The following is a 16,212-nucleotide window of genomic DNA, read 5'->3' as shown; positions in this document are numbered from 1 at the left end:
CCGGAGGAGGGGGCGCACCTGAATCATGAATCTCTTTCCTCTTTTCCTTCTCGTCTCTGCTGACACAATTCAGACACAGGATACCCTGGAACCGGTGGTGGTGGTGGCCACCCGCATTCCTTCCCGCCACCGCGACCTCCCTCTTCCCGTGGACCTTCTTGCTCCCGAAAATCTCTATGGCACACCTGGAGATCTCGCCCTGATCGGCGGATTCCCCGTTTCTTACGGTCCGCCATGGTCTCTCCAGACGGCGTCCTTCCTTGGAAGCCGGAGCACCGATGTTCAAGTCCTGGTGAACGGATTCCCCTATCACCCACCTCAGGGCGAGAGCGTGGACCTCTCCACCCTTCCGTGGGATGTTGTTCAACAGGTGGAAGTCATGAAAGGCGGAGCGTCTTCCCTGTATGGCGGACAGGCTCTTGTGGGCGTGGTGAATGCGGTGGTCCGGCCCACACCGAACGTGTTTGGGGAATGGACCGCATCTCCCGAAGGCTCATGGTTCCGGACCGGGTGGAGCAGCGGGCACGGGCTTGGATCCGTGGAAGGAGGGACACAGGGCAGAGGGGCACGGTTTCTGTGGACGGAGAAAACCGCTCTTCTCGAAGCCTTCTATCGGGAGATCCAGACACCGGCCCGGGAGGGTTTTCCTCAGGAAGCCCGGCAGGAGGATGTCCGCCTCTGGGGAGGGAAGCGCTTCGCATGGGGGGATCTCACCGTGCTGGTTCAGTCCAGGGGGTACCGTTCCGGTCCTCCCTTTCCCAATACGGCCCGGCACACCGGGGGCGTGGTGGACCTGTACCATCGCGCGTCATGGAGAGGGATTTCTTTCTTTCAGGAAGGGCTTGTTCGGGGGGTGATGAGTTCCGAGATCGGCCGGCGTCTTCGGGGAGAGGTTCGGGCGGGTGTCACCGTGCAGGGGAAAGAAGGGTATGGAGAACTGGCGGTGGAAGGGATCACCCTTCCGCCTTTTGCCGGCCTGTCCACCCGTATCTCCAGAAAGGTGGTCGTTCCAGCCGGTGTCGCGTTTTTATCGCTGTTTGCTTCCCGGAAGGCACCCACTCTGGACGATCTTTTCTGGCCCCGGACCGCCTTTGCGGAAGGAAACCCGGATCTGCGACCTGAGTTTGCGTGGGGTGGAGAGGCCGTGTGGTTCCGGCCCCCGCTGGAAATACGCGGGTTTGTCCGGTGGATGGAAGGGCTTATCATCTGGGCGCCGGAGGAAGGCGGGGTGTGGCGTCCCCGGAACAGCGGATTTACCCGGCATGTGGGGGGGGAGGTTTCGGTGAAAGGGGGAGGGTTGTCAGTTCATGCCGTGCTGAGCCGCCACCGGGATCGGGAGGGGCGGCGCCTCCCCTATCGCCCGGAAATCCTGTATGCCCTTCAGTGGAACGTTCAGAGAAGCCCCTGGATGTTTCGTTTTCGCCTCACCTACACGGGCATCCGGGCGGCCAACCGTGCGGCCACCCGGCTCCTTCCCCCCCGCCTGGACGGTGCGGTGGACCTTCGCTGGAGCCGGAAGCGCTGGGATGTGGGTCTTCGTGTGGAACGTCTTTTTCCCTCTCTCCAATGGGATGGATATGTGGACAACACGCGAGGCTTGCTGGAGGGCTATCCTCTTCGGGGACCGGTCGTGACCTTTCGCCTGAGCCGGAGTCTGTGATCTCCGCGTCAAAATCCGCTCTCCCGTACGGCACCTCCAGCCCGTGAAAGTTTACGAGGAGACGTGTATAATGAACATGAACCAGGCTGGGCTGGGGGAGTCGGGGCAACCCGGCTGAGAGGGACCCTGAAGGCGGGTCCGACCCCTGGAACCTGATCCGGGTCATGCCGGCGGAGGGAAAGCCCAGCGTCCCCTCCTTTCAGGTTCCACCCCCCTCCCGGCGGGAAGCGATGTGCGAAAGCACAAGGAGGTGAGCCATGACGCAGCTTGAAGCCGCCCGCGCCGGAAAAATCACTCCCCAGATGGAATATGTGGCCCGGGCCGAAGGGAAATCCCCCGAAGAAGTCCGGGAACTCGTGGCCGCGGGCCGGGTGGTGATTCCGGCCAACCCTAACCACACCACCCTGGAGCGCTTCACCGGGATCGGTGAAGGCCTCCGGGTGAAGGTGAACGTGAACCTGGGAACCTCTTACGACTACGTCAACATCGAAGAAGAGCTCGAGAAGGTGGACATTGCCCTGGAATACGGTGCGGACACCCTCATGGATCTCTCCACGGGTGGGGATCTCCGGGCCATCCGCCAGCTGGTTCTGGAACGATCCACCATCCCCGTGGGCACCGTTCCCATCTATGAAGCCGAATTCCGGGCAGCGAAGGAGAAAAATTCCTTTTTCAACATGACGGCCGACGACCTCTTTGAAGTCATCGAGGAGCATGGCAAGCAGGGCGTGGATTATATCACCGTGCACGTGGGAGTGACCTGGGAAAGCCTCCGGCGCTATCAGAACACGGATCGGATCACCGGCATCGTCTCCCGGGGAGGCGGGCTCCTTGCCGCCTGGATGCTCCACAACGAGCAGGAAAACCCGTTGTATGAGCATTACGACCGCCTTCTGGAGATCGCCCGGGAATACGACATGACCCTTTCGCTGGGCGATGGATTGCGGCCGGGAAGCCTGGCGGACAGCACGGACCGTCCTCAGATCCAGGAACTCCTTTTGATCGGTGAACTGGTGGAGCGGGCCCGGAAAGCCGGTGTCCAGGCCATGGTGGAAGGTCCAGGGCACATTCCCCTCAACGAGATCTTCACCAATGTCCAGATCCAGAAAAAACTCACGAATCGCGCGCCCTTCTATATCCTGGGCATGCTCCCCACAGATGTGGCAGCGGGATACGATCATATCGCCGGCGCCATCGGCGGTGCCCTGGCAGGATGGTATGGCGCGGACATGCTGTGCTACATCACACCCGCAGAGCATCTGGCCCTTCCCTCGCCGGAGCACGTGAAGGAGGGCCTCATCGCCTTCAAGATCGCAGCCCACGTGGCCGACATCGCCCGCGGCAATCCGGAAGCCATTGCCCGCAACCGGGAGATGAGTAAAGCCCGGTATGCCCTGGACTGGGAGCGCCAGTTTGAACTGGCCCTCTTTCCCAAAGAAGCCCGCGCCATCTTTGAGGACCGGGGTTCGAAGACCGAAGCCTGCTCCATGTGCGGTCCCTTCTGCCCCATGAATCTGGTGGAAAAAACCCTTCGGCGCAAGCCGGTCACGCTGTGAGAAAAACCATGAGCATGGTCACGCAGCTTGAAGACCCCCTGATCATCGCGGGAAAGGCGTTCCGATCCCGTCTGATGATCGGGACGGGCAAATACCGCACGGATGAGGAGATGCTGGCGGCCCTGGAGGCAAGCGGTGCGGAAATCGTGACGGTGGCCATCCGCCGGCTGAACCTGGACGATCTGCGGGCCGGAAAACCCACCTTGCTGGACAAGATCGACTGGAACCGCTACACCATCCTTCCCAACACGGCGGGAGCCCGGACGGCGGAGGAGGCTGTGTACATTGCCCGTCTGGCCCGGGAACTCACGGGATCCAACTGGGTGAAGCTGGAGGTGATTCCCGATCCCCGGTATCTCCTTCCGGACCCGGTGGGCACGGTCCAGGCAGCCGAGATCCTTCTCAAGGAGGGCTTTGTGGTCCTCCCCTATATCCACGCAGACCCGGTGCTGGCCAAAAGGCTGGAGGAGATGGGGTGTGCCACCGTGATGCCCCTGGGTTCGCCCATCGGTTCCGGCATGGGGATTTTCACCCTGGAAGAGCTTCAGATCATCATCGAAAATGCCCGCGTGCCGGTGGTGGTGGATGCAGGATTGGGTGCCCCGTCTGACGCGTCCCTCGCCATGGAGATCGGGGCGGATGCGGTGCTTGTGAACACCGCCATCGCGAAGGCAAAGAACCCCGCCCTGATGGCAGAAGCCTTCCGCCTGGGCGTGGAGGCCGGGCGAAAAGCCTATCTTGCGGGACGGATCCCCAGGAAACTGGGCGCTGAACCCTCAAGTCCCACCGAGGGCGTTCCCGGACGGAGGGCGTGAGCAGGTGATGAACCGGCTGCCCCCTCCGCCCTGGCTGATGCTCGTGGTGGATCTGGATCGGGATCTTCCGTGGCCCGGGATCGTGGCAGAGGCCATCGCCGGCGGTGTGAACATGATCCAGGTGCGAGCACGCCGAACCGCGTGGAAAACGTTTGTATCCCGGGCGCGTGAATTTCGATGGATCACGCCCCACAGCGTCCCCCTTCTTATCAACCGTCGCGCTGACGTTGCCCGGCTCGTGGGCGCCGACGGTGTCCACCTCCCGGAAGACGACCTCCCCACACGGGCTGTGCGTGTGCAGTTCCCCGAACTCCTGGTCGGCCGATCCCTCCACGGCAAACCTCCTCCCGATGAGGACCCGGACTACTGGATGTTCGGCAACGTGTTCCCCACAGCTTCTCATCCCGATCGTCCCCCGCAAGGGGTGGAAGAGCTGCGGAAGGTGGTGGAGGTTTCATCCCGCCCCGTTCTGGCCATTGGCGGCATCACGCCAGAAAACGCGGGAGACGTGATGCGTGCCGGGGTCGCCGGTGTGGCGGTGATATCGGCCATCGCCCTCTCCCCCGATCCCCGGAGGGCGGCCGAAGCCCTCAAAAGAGAACTCACGGGAGGAACGTTGTGACGGTTCGGGTGAACGGAGAACCCGTGGAGGTTCCGGAAGGAACCACGGTTCAGGGGTTGCTCGAGATCCTGGGTATTGCCGGGCGCCGGATCGCGGTGGCGGTGAACGGCGAGGTCGTTCCTTCCGGATCGCTGGATGAACGAACCCTGCAGGAGGGGGACGAGGTGGAGCTGGTGTATGCGGTCGGCGGAGGCTGAGACGGGAACCTCATCCCGGAGGGGACCCGCCATCCAGACGGATTCATCACTGGACGGCGTGGTGGTGGGGGGAGGGGTGATCGGCTTTGCCGCCGCCTCCCGGCTTGCGGAAGCTGGATACCGTGTGATGGTGGTGGAGCGGGAGGGGGTGGGAAGCGGTGCCACCGGTGCTTCCGCCGGCATGCTGGCCCCCCTTGCCGAAAACGCGGAGCCGGAACATTTTGAGACCCTCCTCCTTCAGGCGTTTGATGTCCTCCTCCAGACCATCCCCATGCTGGAAGATCTTACGGGCGTGCGCATCGGCCTTTCGCCGGGGGGATTGATCCACGTGCCCCTGGAACGAAAAGGTGCGGAAACCTATCTCCGGGGTGTGGCCGCCCGGTATGCCCGGAGGGGTTGGACGGTGGAGTGGGTGGGTGAAGAGGAAGCCCGGCGTCTTTTCCCCCATCTTCGTACGTCTGGACCGGTGCTGATCACCCACAACGAACGCCATCTTCTCCCGGAGGCACTGGTTCGGGCGTATGCCCGGCTTGCCCTCCGTGCCGGCGTGGATCTCCGCGTGGGATGGACGGTCACCCGGCTTCTCCCCCGAGGAGATCACGTGGAAATCCGGACGGACAGGGGTACGCTCCGGGCGGGGTGGGCCGTGCTTGCCGCCGGAGCGTGGAGTTCCCGTCTTCTTCCTCAAAACTTTCGCCCCTTCGTTCCGGTGATCCCGGTGCGGGGACAGATGATCGCTTATTCGGGTGTTCAGGTGCCTTCTATCGTGTGGACAGCCCGGGGGTATGCCCTGCCGAAAGGAACCTTTCAATACGTCGGTGCCACCGTGGAGCAGGTGGGGTTCCGGAACCGGGTGACGAAAGGGGGCCGGGAACGGCTGCGTTCCCTTGCCGGGCGTCTCTTTCCGAACCTTGCCGGAAGGAAGCCCGAGGTCCACTGGGCCGGTCTTCGACCGGGCACCCCGGATTTTCTTCCCATCGTAGGCTGGATTCCCGGAACCCGGATCCTCGCAGCCACCGGGCATTACCGGAACGGCATCCTTCTTTCCGAACTCACCGCCCGGTGGGTCCGGGCAATGGTGGAAGGCAAAACCCCGGCTGAAAGCGAAGCCTACGCGCCCGCCCGCTTCAGTCCAGAACCCGCTTGAGCCAGTCCTCGATCGTGCGAGCCAGGTGGACGTCCCGCTCGGTGAGCCCCCCGGTCTCGTGGGTCCAGAGCCAGATGCGGAGGGTGCGATAGGAAACTTCCAGGTCGGGGTGGTGGTTGGCACCCTCGGCAAGGGCGGCGATTCCGTTCACCAGGAAAAGGGTTTCCCGCCAGTTCCGGGTTCGGATTTCCCGGACGAGTTTGCCGTCCCGGACGTGCCAGTCCGAGATGTCCCTGAGGGCTTCTTTCACCTGTCTGGGGGAGAGGGCCTCGCTCATCCCGTCACTTCCTCCATGGCCACCACCTGGTAGTGTCCGGCGTTTTCAATGATGGCGGCCAGGGTTTCCGGGGCGACGGTTTCCGGAACCTGCACCACGGCCTCTCCGGTTTCTCGCGACACCGTCACCCCCTGCGCGCCGGCCTGTTCCAGGAAAAAGGCGATTTTCCGGGCACACCCAGGGCATCCCATTCCTTCGATCTGAAAGCGATAGACCTTCATCCTTCACCTCCTTTGTTGACTGTTTGGGTCAAGTTTCAGAACAGGATACACGGAAAAACGGGGTCTGTCAAGATATCCTGCGCCAGGCGTGCGATCAGGAAACGCTGAACCAGAAGTCGTGTCAGATCTGTGGTTGACAACCCTTTGGGCAAGGCGTATGATAATAGCCGATGAGAACGCATCGGCTGTTGCTTTATGCATGGTGGATCGCCCTCTTTGTGGGTCTTGAGCTGTCCACTCAGGATGCCACCATTGCGTCCCTGGTGGAGAGCCGGTTTTTCCCCATCCTCGGGGTGCTGGTTCTCTTCCATGCTGTTGTGCTTTTCTGGATGCTCCTGCAGAGGGTGTTCTCCGGGGTGTTCCATCTTTCCCTTGTGATCTGGGGGATGGTTGCCTGGATTCTGGCGAGCATTCTGAACCTCCTTGCGCCTCTTGCGGCTCCGGATCTCTCCTCATGGGGCGTGTGGCTGTTGTGGGGCGGACACCTTCTGTTTGCACTGGGTGCGTTTCTTCATCTGGTGGGGGCGAATTTGTGGTGGGTGGGTTTGCTTGGTTATGGAGGGGGATGGCTTGTGGCGCTGCGTCTCGCACTCCCCGGCGGGACGGTCTCGGTCCCTCCTCTGACCCTGGGTCTTTCCATGCTGGTACTCTATCTGGGAGGATCCTTTGGTCTTTCGTGGGGCATCTGGCTGGCGGGCCTTCTCGGCCTTGCACTGACCACCATGCCGTTTGTGACCTTTGCAACCCCTCTGGCGCCCGTGATGCCCGTTCTCGGTGCCACCCTGCTCTTGGGGGGTGCACTCCGGGAGATGAGGGCATGATTCGTGGCTCTTTTAAGGGTCTTCAGGAGCTGATTCGTGTGTGCAACGCCCTGGCGGAGGATGGGGATTCCGCTCTGGTGGAGGTGTCCACCGACACCGAAAAGGGTCAGGTGGTGTTTGTGAAGGGCAATCTCCACGCCGCCCAGCTGGGAGGACGGGAGGGCATTTCCGCCCTTCGAGAAATTCTGCAGTCGGAAAACCTTTCTTTCCTGGTGCGGGAACTGCCGGATCCCCCTCCCCGCAAGAACGTGTTTGTGTCCCTGGAAACCGTTCTGGACAACATGGGCTTTCAGGACCCCTTTTTCTCGGTTGCACAGTCACTTCCAGGGGATGACGATCTTCCCGCTGGTGTGGAAACCGACATCCGGATTCCGGAAAGTGCGGAGGAACGTGTGGACGACCCCCGCCTTCAGCGTGCCATTCGAATTTTTCACGATGTTCCGGGGGTTGAAAGCGTGATCTACGCTTTTCAGGGCAGGGTTCGAGGAGCCCGGGGGTTTGGTGAGCGGGATGCACATACCTCGCGCTCGGCAGAGGAACTCCGGCAGGTTCGAGAACAGGCTCAGCGGTGGGTGGACCGTGTGATGCTTCTGTTCAACGCCGCGGCCGGGGTGCACAAAGACCGGGCGCTCCCCCGCAAAATTCTCATGAATTTCCCCGAGAAAAACCGGTGGCTCTGGGCCCGACTGGAGGGGGAGGATCTGTATGTGGTGTGGCTGGACACCGCGAAACTGGCGTTTGTGGAAACCGACGTCCTCTTCCAGATGGAACAGATCATTACAGGAGCACGGTGATGCTGAAATCCGAAGATATCCAGGCAACGGTTCTCCAGTTTACCCGGGCAAAGATGGGGTTTGTGGCCTCGGACGATGAAATGGACCTTGCGATTCAACCCCCGCATCCTTCGGATCTTCTGAACCAGGTGGATTCGGGGGGGCTTCTGACCTTTCTCCAGGAACTCCCGGACCTCACGGCGGAGTGGGGAACCCCGGAATGGATCGGCATTGAATACAGCGGTGAATCCCTCTTTATTCATCCACGGAAGGACGTCCGGGTGGGGGTGTGGATGGAAGGGGGGCTTGAGAAGTTCTCTCCCTTTCAGGCCTTTATTCGGGAACGGATGGACGATCTGATCTCGGTCATCCGGTCCAAGCTCCTCCAGGATTTTGAGGAAGTCCTTCACTGCGTTCGATTTCTGGTGACCCGACTGGAGGGACGGTGGGGGAAAATTCTGGTGCGATGGGTGTTCTGGACATCTCTTGCCCCTCTCACCAGGACCCTCCTGCGCAATCCCCGGACCGTGCATGAGCGGGATCTCACCCGGAAGGATCTGGAACAGGCCCTCACCGAGGGTCTTCACCGGTTTGTGAAGCGGCTGGAGCGGACCTGGGGTCGGGAACCCGTTCGCCGTGAGATCGACCGCGTTCTGGGTCACCCCCATCCGGACCGTCCCACGGGGTGCGTCCGGGAACGCCTGCAGAAGTTCCTCCCCCGCCTGTGACATGCCTTCGTCCTTCCGCGCCTATTTCCTGATCAAAAATGTCCCCGCCATGACGGCGGCGCTGATGTGGGCGATGGAAAGCCGACACGAGCTTCTGTTTGCCCAGTCTGAAGAAGAAGCGCGACGGCATATCCTTCTGTATGCGCCGGATTTTTTCATCCTCCATCACAGTGCCCTCCATGTGAAAACCATCCAGTTTATGTTCGAGCTCAAACGCAAACACCCTTCCATGATTCCCGTCTTCTGGCTTGAAAAACCGGTCCGGATTCCCACACCGGCCATACCGGTATGGAAACGTCCCCTGGGTCTTCCATTTGATGCATGGCTTTCCGAGATCGGTGAGAGCCGGGGGTTCACGGGGACGTTGCAGGAAGGGGAATATACCCTGGAGGACGTGCTCACCACCCTCCATCTGGAAGGCGCCACCGGAACCCTGGAAGTCCTCACCCGGAAATCCTGGGGTTGGCTTTTTCTGAAAGACGGCATGGTGATCCATGCCCAGATCGGGCGGCTCACCGGTGAGCCCGCCGTGGTACGCCTGTTTGTGACCTCGGTGGAAGCCCCTCCCACCCACGTTCAGTTCCTCCGGGGGTTCCCGGCACGACTTCCCGACCCCACCATTTTCAAGCCGCTGGATGTGCTTCTTCTTGATGTTGAACGGAAGGTGGACGAACACCGGGAAGGCCACGCATGATCCTGCTGTTCGTGGCGCTCCGGGTGGTCAGCCTGGCCCCCAGCATCACGGAAATGATCCTGTTTCTGGGAGGGGAACGCCAACTTGTGGGCGTCACCGTGCACGACACCTTCCACGCGGTGAAACACCTTCCCCGGGTTGGAGGGTTTGCCGATCCCAGCTTTGAAGCCATTGCCCGGCTGCGTCCGGATCTGGTCCTTCTCACCGACACGCAGCGCCCCCTTTTTGAACACGCCTTACGGAAACTCGGGATCCCCTTCCGGGAGATCCCTGGAACCGGTCTGCAGGATCTCTTGGCCGCGACGGAAACGCTTGCGCATCTCCTGGAATTACCGGCCAGAGATTCCCTGATCACGGATCTTCGAGAAAAAGTGCAAAACCTTCCGGCTCGTGCAGATTCACCGGCGGTGCTCATCGTGGTCTCCCGTGCGGCGGGAAGCCTGGAGGGGTTGTATGTGGCGGGCAAAACAACCTTTTATGACGATCTCTTTTCACAGGTAGGTTTTGTGAACGCGGTGGCCAAACAGGGATATCTTCCTCTGAACCTGGAACACGCCCTCCGGCTCCGTCCCCGGTGGATTGTGGACATCACGGGAGACGTCCAACCGGAGGTGTACGAGATGTTCCATCCGGATACAGTGATCTTTTTACCTCCGGATCCCTATGTGCGTCCCGGGTTGTGCGCCCTCTGGCATTTTGCGTTCTCATGGCCCGACGAACTTTCCAGATCCATCCCCTGTCCCCCGTCGGCGGTCACCGCCCGGTAATGCTCACGGAGGTGCTGGAGGCCCTGGCCCTCCGGAAGGGCGATCAGGTGGTGGACGGCACGGCGGGTCTGGGTGGGCACACCCGGGCGATGGCCATGGACGTGGGTCCGGAAGGACATGTCCTTGCGATGGAGAAAGACCCGATCACCTTTCAGGAACTGGTGAAGCGGGTGAAGGACCTTCCGCAGGTGGAACCGGTGCATGCCTCTTATCATGAAATGCAGGACCTGGTGCCGCCGGTTTCCCGGCGGGGCGTGCTGCTGGATCTCGGGATTTCGTCCTTTCTGCTGGAGGCAAGCGGGCGAGGGTTCAGTTTCCGCAAGACGGAGGAGCCCCTGGACATGCGATTTGATCCGGAAGAAGGGTTTCCTCTGTATGCCCGCTGGCACGAACTGGACCCGCCCCGTCTGGCGGAGATCCTTTCGACCTACGGAGAGATCCGTGGGGCCTTACCCCTCGCCCGCGCGATCTTTCAGGCGAAACCCCGCACGGTGGGAGAACTCAACGACGCAGTGCTGCGTCATGCCCCCCGAGCCGGCGTTCGTCTGCTCCGGAAGGTATATCAGGCGTTGCGGATCTGGGTGAACCGGGAACTGGATGTCCTTCAGAGGGGGCTGGTGGCCGCATGGAACGTGCTGGCGCCGGGGGGACGGCTGGTGGTGCTGTCGTATCACTCGCTGGAAGACCGCCTGGTGAAATGCGTCCGTCGCTTCCCCGGAGCCCGTGAACTTTTCCCCAAAGGCCGGTCTCCCTCCCGGGAGGAAGTGGCACAGAATCCCCGGGCGCGGAGCGCCCGCCTGCGGGCCTATGAGAAGGAGCGAAAGGATGCGCTGGCGCTGGATGATGGTCTTCGGATTCTGGCTGGGTGTGCTCACCCTCGCCAATAGCCTGCTTCTTGCCTGGGCACGGGAGCTCCGGCGCCTGGAGGTGGAGCGTCTGCGCAAGGAGGTGGAACTCCGTCGGATCCAGGCCGAGGTGTATCGGGAGTATGCGTATGAACGGTTACGACAGCGTTTTCTTGGATCAGGTTTCGAGGTGGCGGATCCGGGGGCCCTTTTTCCTTCTCTGGCTCCTCGCGGGGGTGGCCCTCATCCGGATCGCTCTTCTGAGCGTCCGGGACGTTAAACCGCCGAGACCCGTCCGGATCGGCATCAAGACCCACGCGCCCCGGGGGGACATTCGGGGACGGAACGGATATCCCCTGGCCACGAGCACCGGTGTGCTCAAGATCTACGCCTATCAAAAGCACGCCTCTCAGCGAAAACTCCTGCGCTATGGATTGCGGGTGCCCCGGGTGAGGCCGGGCTATCTGACCTATGTGGGGGAAATTCGTTACAGCCGGGAGGTGGATGAAGCCCTCCGAAGGGCGCGAATTCAGGGAATTCGCATCGTTCCTGGCTACGCCCGTGCCCTTCCTCACAAGGATGCCCTCCTTCCCATCGTCGGGCATCTGAGGAGCGACGAGGTGGGGGGCTCGGGACTGGAGCTCTGGCTGGAAGACATCCTGAAAGGAGCAGAAGGCTATGAGGTGGTGTTTGTGCATCAGCGGGGGAGACGAGCGGTTCTGATTCCGCCCTTCTATCCCTCCCACAACGCCCGCCCCGGTACACCGGTGACCCTTTCGGTGGATCCCGACATCTCCGACCACCTCTACGCCCTTCTTTCCGCCTATGTTCCCGCGGTAGGGGCTCAACGGGGGGCCATCCTTCTTCTCGATCCCCAGACGGGGGAAATCCTGTCCTGGGTGGAATATCCCCCCCGTAAAGGGACCCTCCAGTTTCTCACCGCACCCTATGAACCCGGCTCGGTGATGAAGGTGGCCACATATCTCACTGCCTTTGAATCCGGCTTTCGCCTTACGGACACCGTCCGGGTCCCTGGACGCCGCATCCGTATCCAGCGCCACGTGTTCCGGGAGAGTTCGGATTCGGCGGTGGGGCTTCTAACCCTGGAACGGGCCCTGGTATGGTCTTCCAACATCGCCACGGCCAGACTCTCTTTCCGGCTGGGTCCTCGAAAGCTCTACACCACCCTCCGGCGTCTGGGGGTGGGTTCGCCCACAGGCCTCAGCTTTCCCGGAGAGGATCCGGGGAAAATCCGGGCGTTTGCCTCCTGGGATAGTGTGGACCTTGCTTCGGTGGCGATTGGGCAGGGATATCTTGTGAACGCCCTTCAGGTGTCTCTCGTGTATGGCGCCATCGCCAACGGTGGCAAACTCCTTCCGCCCCGGCTGATCCTCCAGATCGGGGAGGATCCCACCCGTGCGCCACCACCCATCCGCACCATCGCTTCACCGGGAACCATTGCCTCCCTCCGGAAAGCCCTCCTTCAGGTGGTGGAGCGGGGAACGGGAAGGAGAGCCCGTGTGCCAGGACTTCTGGTGGCCGGAAAAACCGGGACGGCCCAGAAGGTGGACACCCTGACTGGACGGTATTCTTTCCGTCGGCTGCTTGTTTCCTTTGTGGGTTATTTCCCGGCGGAACAGCCGGAATACGTGATGTATGTCCTGATCGATGAACCGACGAAGGGGCGAAGCGGGGGGGCGGTGGCTGCCCCTCTCTTTCGGGAAGCGGCCCGGTGGCTCTGGCATTATACGACATGGCAGCGCGCGCGTTCAAAACACGTCCCCTCCTTCTCCAGTATCACCAGGTAGGTCCGCCGGTGCGGGGAGGGACATGGGTCACACCCCGTCAGTTCCGGGCGCATCTCGCCTGGCTGTCGAGGCGTTTCCCCTTCCCCGCCTCACGGGAGGAACTCCTGGGGACCCTTGAAGCGGGACGCCCGGCGGCGGTGGTCACCTTTGACGACGCCCTTGTGGATGTGTTCTGGGAAGCCTATCCCGCCCTGCAAAGGATGGGGGCGGTGGGGATGGTGTTTGTGGTGACGGGGAGTCTGGGGAAGCGGGTTTCGTGGGATGCGACTTTCGGGAAAAAACTTTTCCACATGGATCGGGAGCATCTTCTGGAACTCCACCGTGCGGGGTGGGTAGTCGGGTCTCACACCCACACCCATCCCGATCTTCCCCGGCTGAGCCCGGCGGAGCGGGAGCGGGAACTCCGGAAATCCCGGGAAATCTTAGAGGATCTCCTGAATACGGAGGTTCGTGTGCTTTCCTATCCGTTTAACCGATATGATCCGGCGGTGGTGGAAGATGTGCGCCGTGCGGGTTACCGGATGGCCTTTGCGGGATACCGGGGGAATGACCAGTCCCTCTCCCGCTTCCGGTTCGGCGTCTACACCCCCTTCCTTGCTCTCTCCTGGCTCACCCAGGACCCCTTCACCACATGGGTGGGTCGTGGAATCCAGGCCTTTGCCGGTCTCACCGGATGGGTCCGCCACCGCTGGCCGAAACCTTTGCAACGCTTTGTCGGTATGGAGGAAGAAGGATGAAGATCTGGGTGGGATCCACCAATCCGGTTAAAATTGAGGCCACACGGGAAGCGCTGGGACGGTGGTTCAACGACCTGAACGTTCAGGGGATGGCTGTACCGAGCGGGGTTTCCGACCAGCCGGTGGGAGCAGAAACCCTGCGGGGTGCCATGGGACGGGTGGAGGCCCTTCGGCGTCTGCCCGGTGCCGACGAGGTGGATATGTTTGTGGGAATTGAGGGGGGAATCGCCCAGCTCTGGGGATGCTGGTTTGCCTTCGGGGTGGCGGTGGTGGAGGATCGAACGGGGCGTCGGGGCGTGGGGGCATCTCCCCTTTTCCCCATCCCCGAAACCTGGATTTCCCGTCTTCTTGCTGGAGAGGAGATGGGGCACATCGTGGATGAAGCGGCAGGGCGTGCCCGCACCAAACACGATCTGGGCGCCATCGGTTTTCTCACGAAAGGAGATATGGATCGAAAGGAACTCTATGTTCACGGCCTCCGCGCCGCCCTGATCCCGCTTCTGAATCCCGGAGAATCTTTCGGGTGTGAGGACTCAGCCCCCTGAAGGGGGACCGAGTTCGGTTTCCAGAACGTATTCGTCCCGGGGATCGTAGTGGTGATAACGGAGCATTTCCCCCAGAAGACCCACCACCAGGAGCTGGAGGCCCGAGAGGGTGAGCAGGATCCCCAGAAGGAGAAGGGGCCGATGTCCCAGGCCCACCCCGTACATGAGTTTTTCATAGGAAAGATAGGCGTTGATGGCCACCCCCAGGAGAAAGAGCAGGCTTCCCACCCCCCCGAAAAGATGCATGGGGCGTTTCAGGAAACGGGTGAGGAGATACACGGACACGAAGTCAATGTAGCCGTGGATCATTCGCTTCCAGCCGAATTTGGAACGCCCGCGAAGGCGGGGGCGATGACGCACGGGGATCTCCGTTACCCGAAATCCCTTCCAGGCGGCAAGCACGGGGATGAAGCGGTGAAATTCACCGTAGAGCCTGATGTTCTCAACCACTTCCCGGCGATAGGCTTTGAATCCGCAGTTGAAATCGTGGAGGGGAACCCCGGTCATGGTCCGAACCACGAAGTTGAACAGGCGGGACGGCAGGGTTTTGGAAGGGGGATCCTGGCGCTTTTTCCGCCAGCCGGAGACCAGGTGAAAACCTTCGTTCCGGATCTTTTCAAGGAACTCGGGAATGTGGGCGGGGTCTTCCTGGAGGTCAGCGTCAATGGTGATGATGATCTCTCCCCGCGCCCGGCGAAAGGCTGCGGTGAGGGCGGCAGTTTTTCCAAAGTTCCGGATAAACCGGAGGACCCGGACCCTGTCCGGATGGGTTTCGTGGAGGCGCTTCAGGACCTCGAAGGAACCGTCGGTGGATCCGTCGTCCACAAACAGGAGTTCCCAATCTTCTCCCGTTTGATCCAGAACGGCGGAGAGGGAACGAAAGGTCTCCTCGATGTTGTCGCGTTCGTTGTATACGGGAACGACGACGGTGATCATCCGGGCGTGGCCTGGGTGTCAATGAGGAACAGCACCTGACCGTATTCCACAGGTTCCCCGTTCTGAACCAGGATATCCACGATTTTTCCCGCCACCGGGGATTCGATTTCGTTCATCACCTTCATGGCCTCCACGATGCACAGGACCTGCCCTTTCTCCACGAAATCCCCCACCTCCACAAAGGGATCGGCTCCGGGGGCCGGCGCGCGATAAAAGGTCCCCACAATGGGAGAGCGCACCGCATAATAGTCCTTTTCGGGACGCTCTTCCCCTGCATGGGCCGGAGCCACCTCTCGGGCCGGAGACTGCTGAGCGGGGGTCGAAGGAATGTCCTGTGTGGACGGAGACGGAACGCTGATTTCAGGAGGCGAACCGGCAAGAACACCATGGGGCTCTTTTCGGAGACGGATGCGGACGCCCTCGGCTTCCACCTCGATTTCGTGGATGTTCCGTTTTTCCAGAACCTCCACAAGCCGGAGCAGTTCATCCCAGGACCACTTCACGAGCCACCCCCTTTCCGCACGCGTTCAATGTATTTTTTCGTGCGGGTGTCCACCCGAACCACATCGCCCACCTCGATGAAAAAGGGAACCTGAACCACCAGGCCGGTTTCCAGGGTGGCGGGCTTGCCTCCTCCGGACACCGTGTCGCCCTTCACCCCCGGCGGTGTGTCCACCACTTCCAGTTCCACGAAATTGGGCGGTTCCACCGCCACGGGTTTGCCGTCCGCATAGAGCAGTGTGACCTCCATCCCTTCCTTCAGGAAGGGCAAAAGATCTTCAATCTGAGAGCGGGAGAAGGCGATTTCTTCAAAGGTGGTGGTGTCGTAAAAGTGGTAGGTGTCGCCGGTGGTGTAGGAATACTGGGCAGGTTTTCGCTCCAGAAAAACTTCTTCCAGCACGTCCGGATCCCGGACGGTCACCTCCTGAACGGCGCCGGTGGTGAGGTTTTTGAGTTTCACGGTGATGGTGGCACCGCCCCGTCCTTTGTGGGTGTGCTTGGCATCCAGAATCAGATAGAGTTCGCCATCCATTCTCACGGCAGCGCCCACACGGATCTGCAT

General features: G+C 61.4%; 21 protein-coding genes and 1 riboswitch. Of the genes, 16 read left to right on the top strand and 5 right to left on the bottom strand.

Annotation, left to right across the window (positions count from 1 at the left end; translation table 11 throughout):
• Window positions 1-25: 25 nt before the first annotated feature.
• From AC6HU3_RS01395 to AC6HU3_RS01370, 6 genes are all read left to right on the top strand, one after another.
• Window positions 26-1,660 (top strand): TonB-dependent receptor plug domain-containing protein, encoded by a 1,635-nt coding sequence (locus AC6HU3_RS01395; RefSeq protein WP_497474021.1) that lies wholly within the window; start codon window positions 26-28, stop codon window positions 1,658-1,660.
• Between the two features lie 83 nt (window positions 1,661-1,743).
• Window positions 1,744-1,857, top strand: a riboswitch (TPP riboswitch).
• Window positions 1,858-1,917: 60 nt separating this feature from the next.
• On the top strand, window positions 1,918-3,216 hold the full coding sequence (gene thiC, locus AC6HU3_RS01390; protein WP_497474020.1) for a phosphomethylpyrimidine synthase ThiC: 1,299 nt from the start codon (window positions 1,918-1,920) through the stop codon (window positions 3,214-3,216).
• Between the two features lie 8 nt (window positions 3,217-3,224).
• The gene (locus AC6HU3_RS01385) at window positions 3,225-4,031 is read left to right on the top strand and encodes a thiazole synthase (protein ID WP_497474019.1); all 807 of its coding nucleotides are present in this window, start codon (window positions 3,225-3,227) and stop codon (window positions 4,029-4,031) included.
• A 7-nt stretch (window positions 4,032-4,038) separates the two neighbouring features.
• Window positions 4,039-4,653: a thiamine phosphate synthase gene (locus AC6HU3_RS01380; RefSeq protein ID WP_497474018.1), complete on the top strand. Its 615-nt coding sequence runs from the start codon at window positions 4,039-4,041 to the stop codon at window positions 4,651-4,653.
• The gene (gene thiS / locus AC6HU3_RS01375; protein ID WP_497474017.1) at window positions 4,650-4,850 is read left to right on the top strand and encodes a sulfur carrier protein ThiS; all 201 of its coding nucleotides are present in this window, start codon (window positions 4,650-4,652) and stop codon (window positions 4,848-4,850) included. Before AC6HU3_RS01380 ends, thiS begins: the two co-directional genes overlap by 4 nt.
• Window positions 4,831-5,997, top strand: coding sequence for an NAD(P)/FAD-dependent oxidoreductase (locus AC6HU3_RS01370; protein ID WP_497474016.1), 1,167 nt, complete (start codon window positions 4,831-4,833; stop codon window positions 5,995-5,997). Before thiS ends, AC6HU3_RS01370 begins: the two co-directional genes overlap by 20 nt.
• On the opposite strand, the gene AC6HU3_RS01365 is transcribed toward AC6HU3_RS01370, so the two are convergent.
• Window positions 5,978-6,274, bottom strand: a complete 297-nt coding sequence (locus AC6HU3_RS01365) for a 4a-hydroxytetrahydrobiopterin dehydratase (protein ID WP_497474015.1) — start codon at window positions 6,272-6,274, stop codon at window positions 5,978-5,980. The genes AC6HU3_RS01370 and AC6HU3_RS01365 overlap by 20 nt on opposite strands.
• The gene (locus AC6HU3_RS01360) at window positions 6,271-6,495 is read right to left on the bottom strand and encodes a heavy-metal-associated domain-containing protein (protein ID WP_497474014.1); all 225 of its coding nucleotides are present in this window, start codon (window positions 6,493-6,495) and stop codon (window positions 6,271-6,273) included. The genes AC6HU3_RS01365 and AC6HU3_RS01360 overlap by 4 nt, the downstream gene beginning before the upstream one ends.
• A 170-nt stretch (window positions 6,496-6,665) precedes the next feature.
• Between AC6HU3_RS01360 and AC6HU3_RS01355 the strand changes: the two genes are divergently transcribed.
• The 10 genes from AC6HU3_RS01355 to yjjX are packed head-to-tail and all read left to right on the top strand — an operon-like array spanning window position 6,666 to window position 14,213.
• Window positions 6,666-7,316 carry a hypothetical protein gene (locus AC6HU3_RS01355; protein ID WP_497474013.1) on the top strand — a complete coding sequence of 217 codons (651 nt, stop codon included), beginning with the start codon at window positions 6,666-6,668 and terminating at the stop codon, window positions 7,314-7,316.
• Window positions 7,313-8,110 (top strand): hypothetical protein, encoded by a 798-nt coding sequence (locus tag AC6HU3_RS01350; protein ID WP_497474012.1) that lies wholly within the window; start codon window positions 7,313-7,315, stop codon window positions 8,108-8,110. The genes AC6HU3_RS01355 and AC6HU3_RS01350 overlap by 4 nt, the downstream gene beginning before the upstream one ends.
• Complete coding sequence (locus AC6HU3_RS01345) at window positions 8,110-8,817, top strand: hypothetical protein (RefSeq protein WP_497474011.1); 708 nt, start codon at window positions 8,110-8,112, stop codon at window positions 8,815-8,817. The genes AC6HU3_RS01350 and AC6HU3_RS01345 overlap by 1 nt, the downstream gene beginning before the upstream one ends.
• Before the next feature lies 1 nt (window position 8,818).
• Window positions 8,819-9,511: a DUF4388 domain-containing protein gene (locus AC6HU3_RS01340; protein WP_497474010.1), complete on the top strand. Its 693-nt coding sequence runs from the start codon at window positions 8,819-8,821 to the stop codon at window positions 9,509-9,511.
• Window positions 9,508-10,278, top strand: coding sequence for an ABC transporter substrate-binding protein (locus AC6HU3_RS01335; RefSeq protein ID WP_497474009.1), 771 nt, complete (start codon window positions 9,508-9,510; stop codon window positions 10,276-10,278). The genes AC6HU3_RS01340 and AC6HU3_RS01335 overlap by 4 nt, the downstream gene beginning before the upstream one ends.
• Entirely contained in the window at window positions 10,218-11,165 is a 948-nt protein-coding gene (rsmH, locus tag AC6HU3_RS01330; protein ID WP_497474008.1) for a 16S rRNA (cytosine(1402)-N(4))-methyltransferase RsmH, read from the top strand. Before AC6HU3_RS01335 ends, rsmH begins: the two co-directional genes overlap by 61 nt.
• Window positions 11,104-11,403: a hypothetical protein gene (locus AC6HU3_RS01325; protein WP_497474007.1), complete on the top strand. Its 300-nt coding sequence runs from the start codon at window positions 11,104-11,106 to the stop codon at window positions 11,401-11,403. Before rsmH ends, AC6HU3_RS01325 begins: the two co-directional genes overlap by 62 nt.
• Window positions 11,297-12,931, top strand: a complete 1,635-nt coding sequence (locus tag AC6HU3_RS01320; RefSeq protein ID WP_497474006.1) for a peptidoglycan D,D-transpeptidase FtsI family protein — start codon at window positions 11,297-11,299, stop codon at window positions 12,929-12,931. The genes AC6HU3_RS01325 and AC6HU3_RS01320 overlap by 107 nt, the downstream gene beginning before the upstream one ends.
• On the top strand, window positions 12,856-13,668 hold the full coding sequence (locus AC6HU3_RS01315; protein ID WP_497474005.1) for a polysaccharide deacetylase family protein: 813 nt from the start codon (window positions 12,856-12,858) through the stop codon (window positions 13,666-13,668). Before AC6HU3_RS01320 ends, AC6HU3_RS01315 begins: the two co-directional genes overlap by 76 nt.
• A complete protein-coding gene (gene yjjX, locus AC6HU3_RS01310) occupies window positions 13,665-14,213 on the top strand; it encodes an inosine/xanthosine triphosphatase (protein ID WP_497474004.1) in 549 nt (182 codons plus the stop codon). Before AC6HU3_RS01315 ends, yjjX begins: the two co-directional genes overlap by 4 nt.
• Here the strand turns inward: yjjX and AC6HU3_RS01305 are convergent.
• The 3 genes from AC6HU3_RS01305 to efp are packed head-to-tail and all read right to left on the bottom strand — an operon-like array spanning window position 14,202 to window position 16,212.
• Window positions 14,202-15,149 (bottom strand): glycosyltransferase family 2 protein, encoded by a 948-nt coding sequence (locus AC6HU3_RS01305; RefSeq protein ID WP_497474003.1) that lies wholly within the window; start codon window positions 15,147-15,149, stop codon window positions 14,202-14,204. The genes yjjX and AC6HU3_RS01305 overlap by 12 nt on opposite strands.
• Window positions 15,146-15,652 (bottom strand): acetyl-CoA carboxylase biotin carboxyl carrier protein, encoded by a 507-nt coding sequence (gene accB, locus AC6HU3_RS01300; protein WP_497474002.1) that lies wholly within the window; start codon window positions 15,650-15,652, stop codon window positions 15,146-15,148. The genes AC6HU3_RS01305 and accB overlap by 4 nt, the downstream gene beginning before the upstream one ends.
• Window positions 15,649-16,212, bottom strand: coding sequence for an elongation factor P (gene efp, locus AC6HU3_RS01295; RefSeq protein ID WP_497474001.1), 564 nt, complete (start codon window positions 16,210-16,212; stop codon window positions 15,649-15,651). The genes accB and efp overlap by 4 nt, the downstream gene beginning before the upstream one ends.

The sequence above is a fragment of the Caldifarcimen microaerophilum genome, assembly GCF_055387105.1.
Note: the sequence above shows the minus strand (reverse complement) of the source record. Positions and strands in the feature narration are given on the sequence as shown.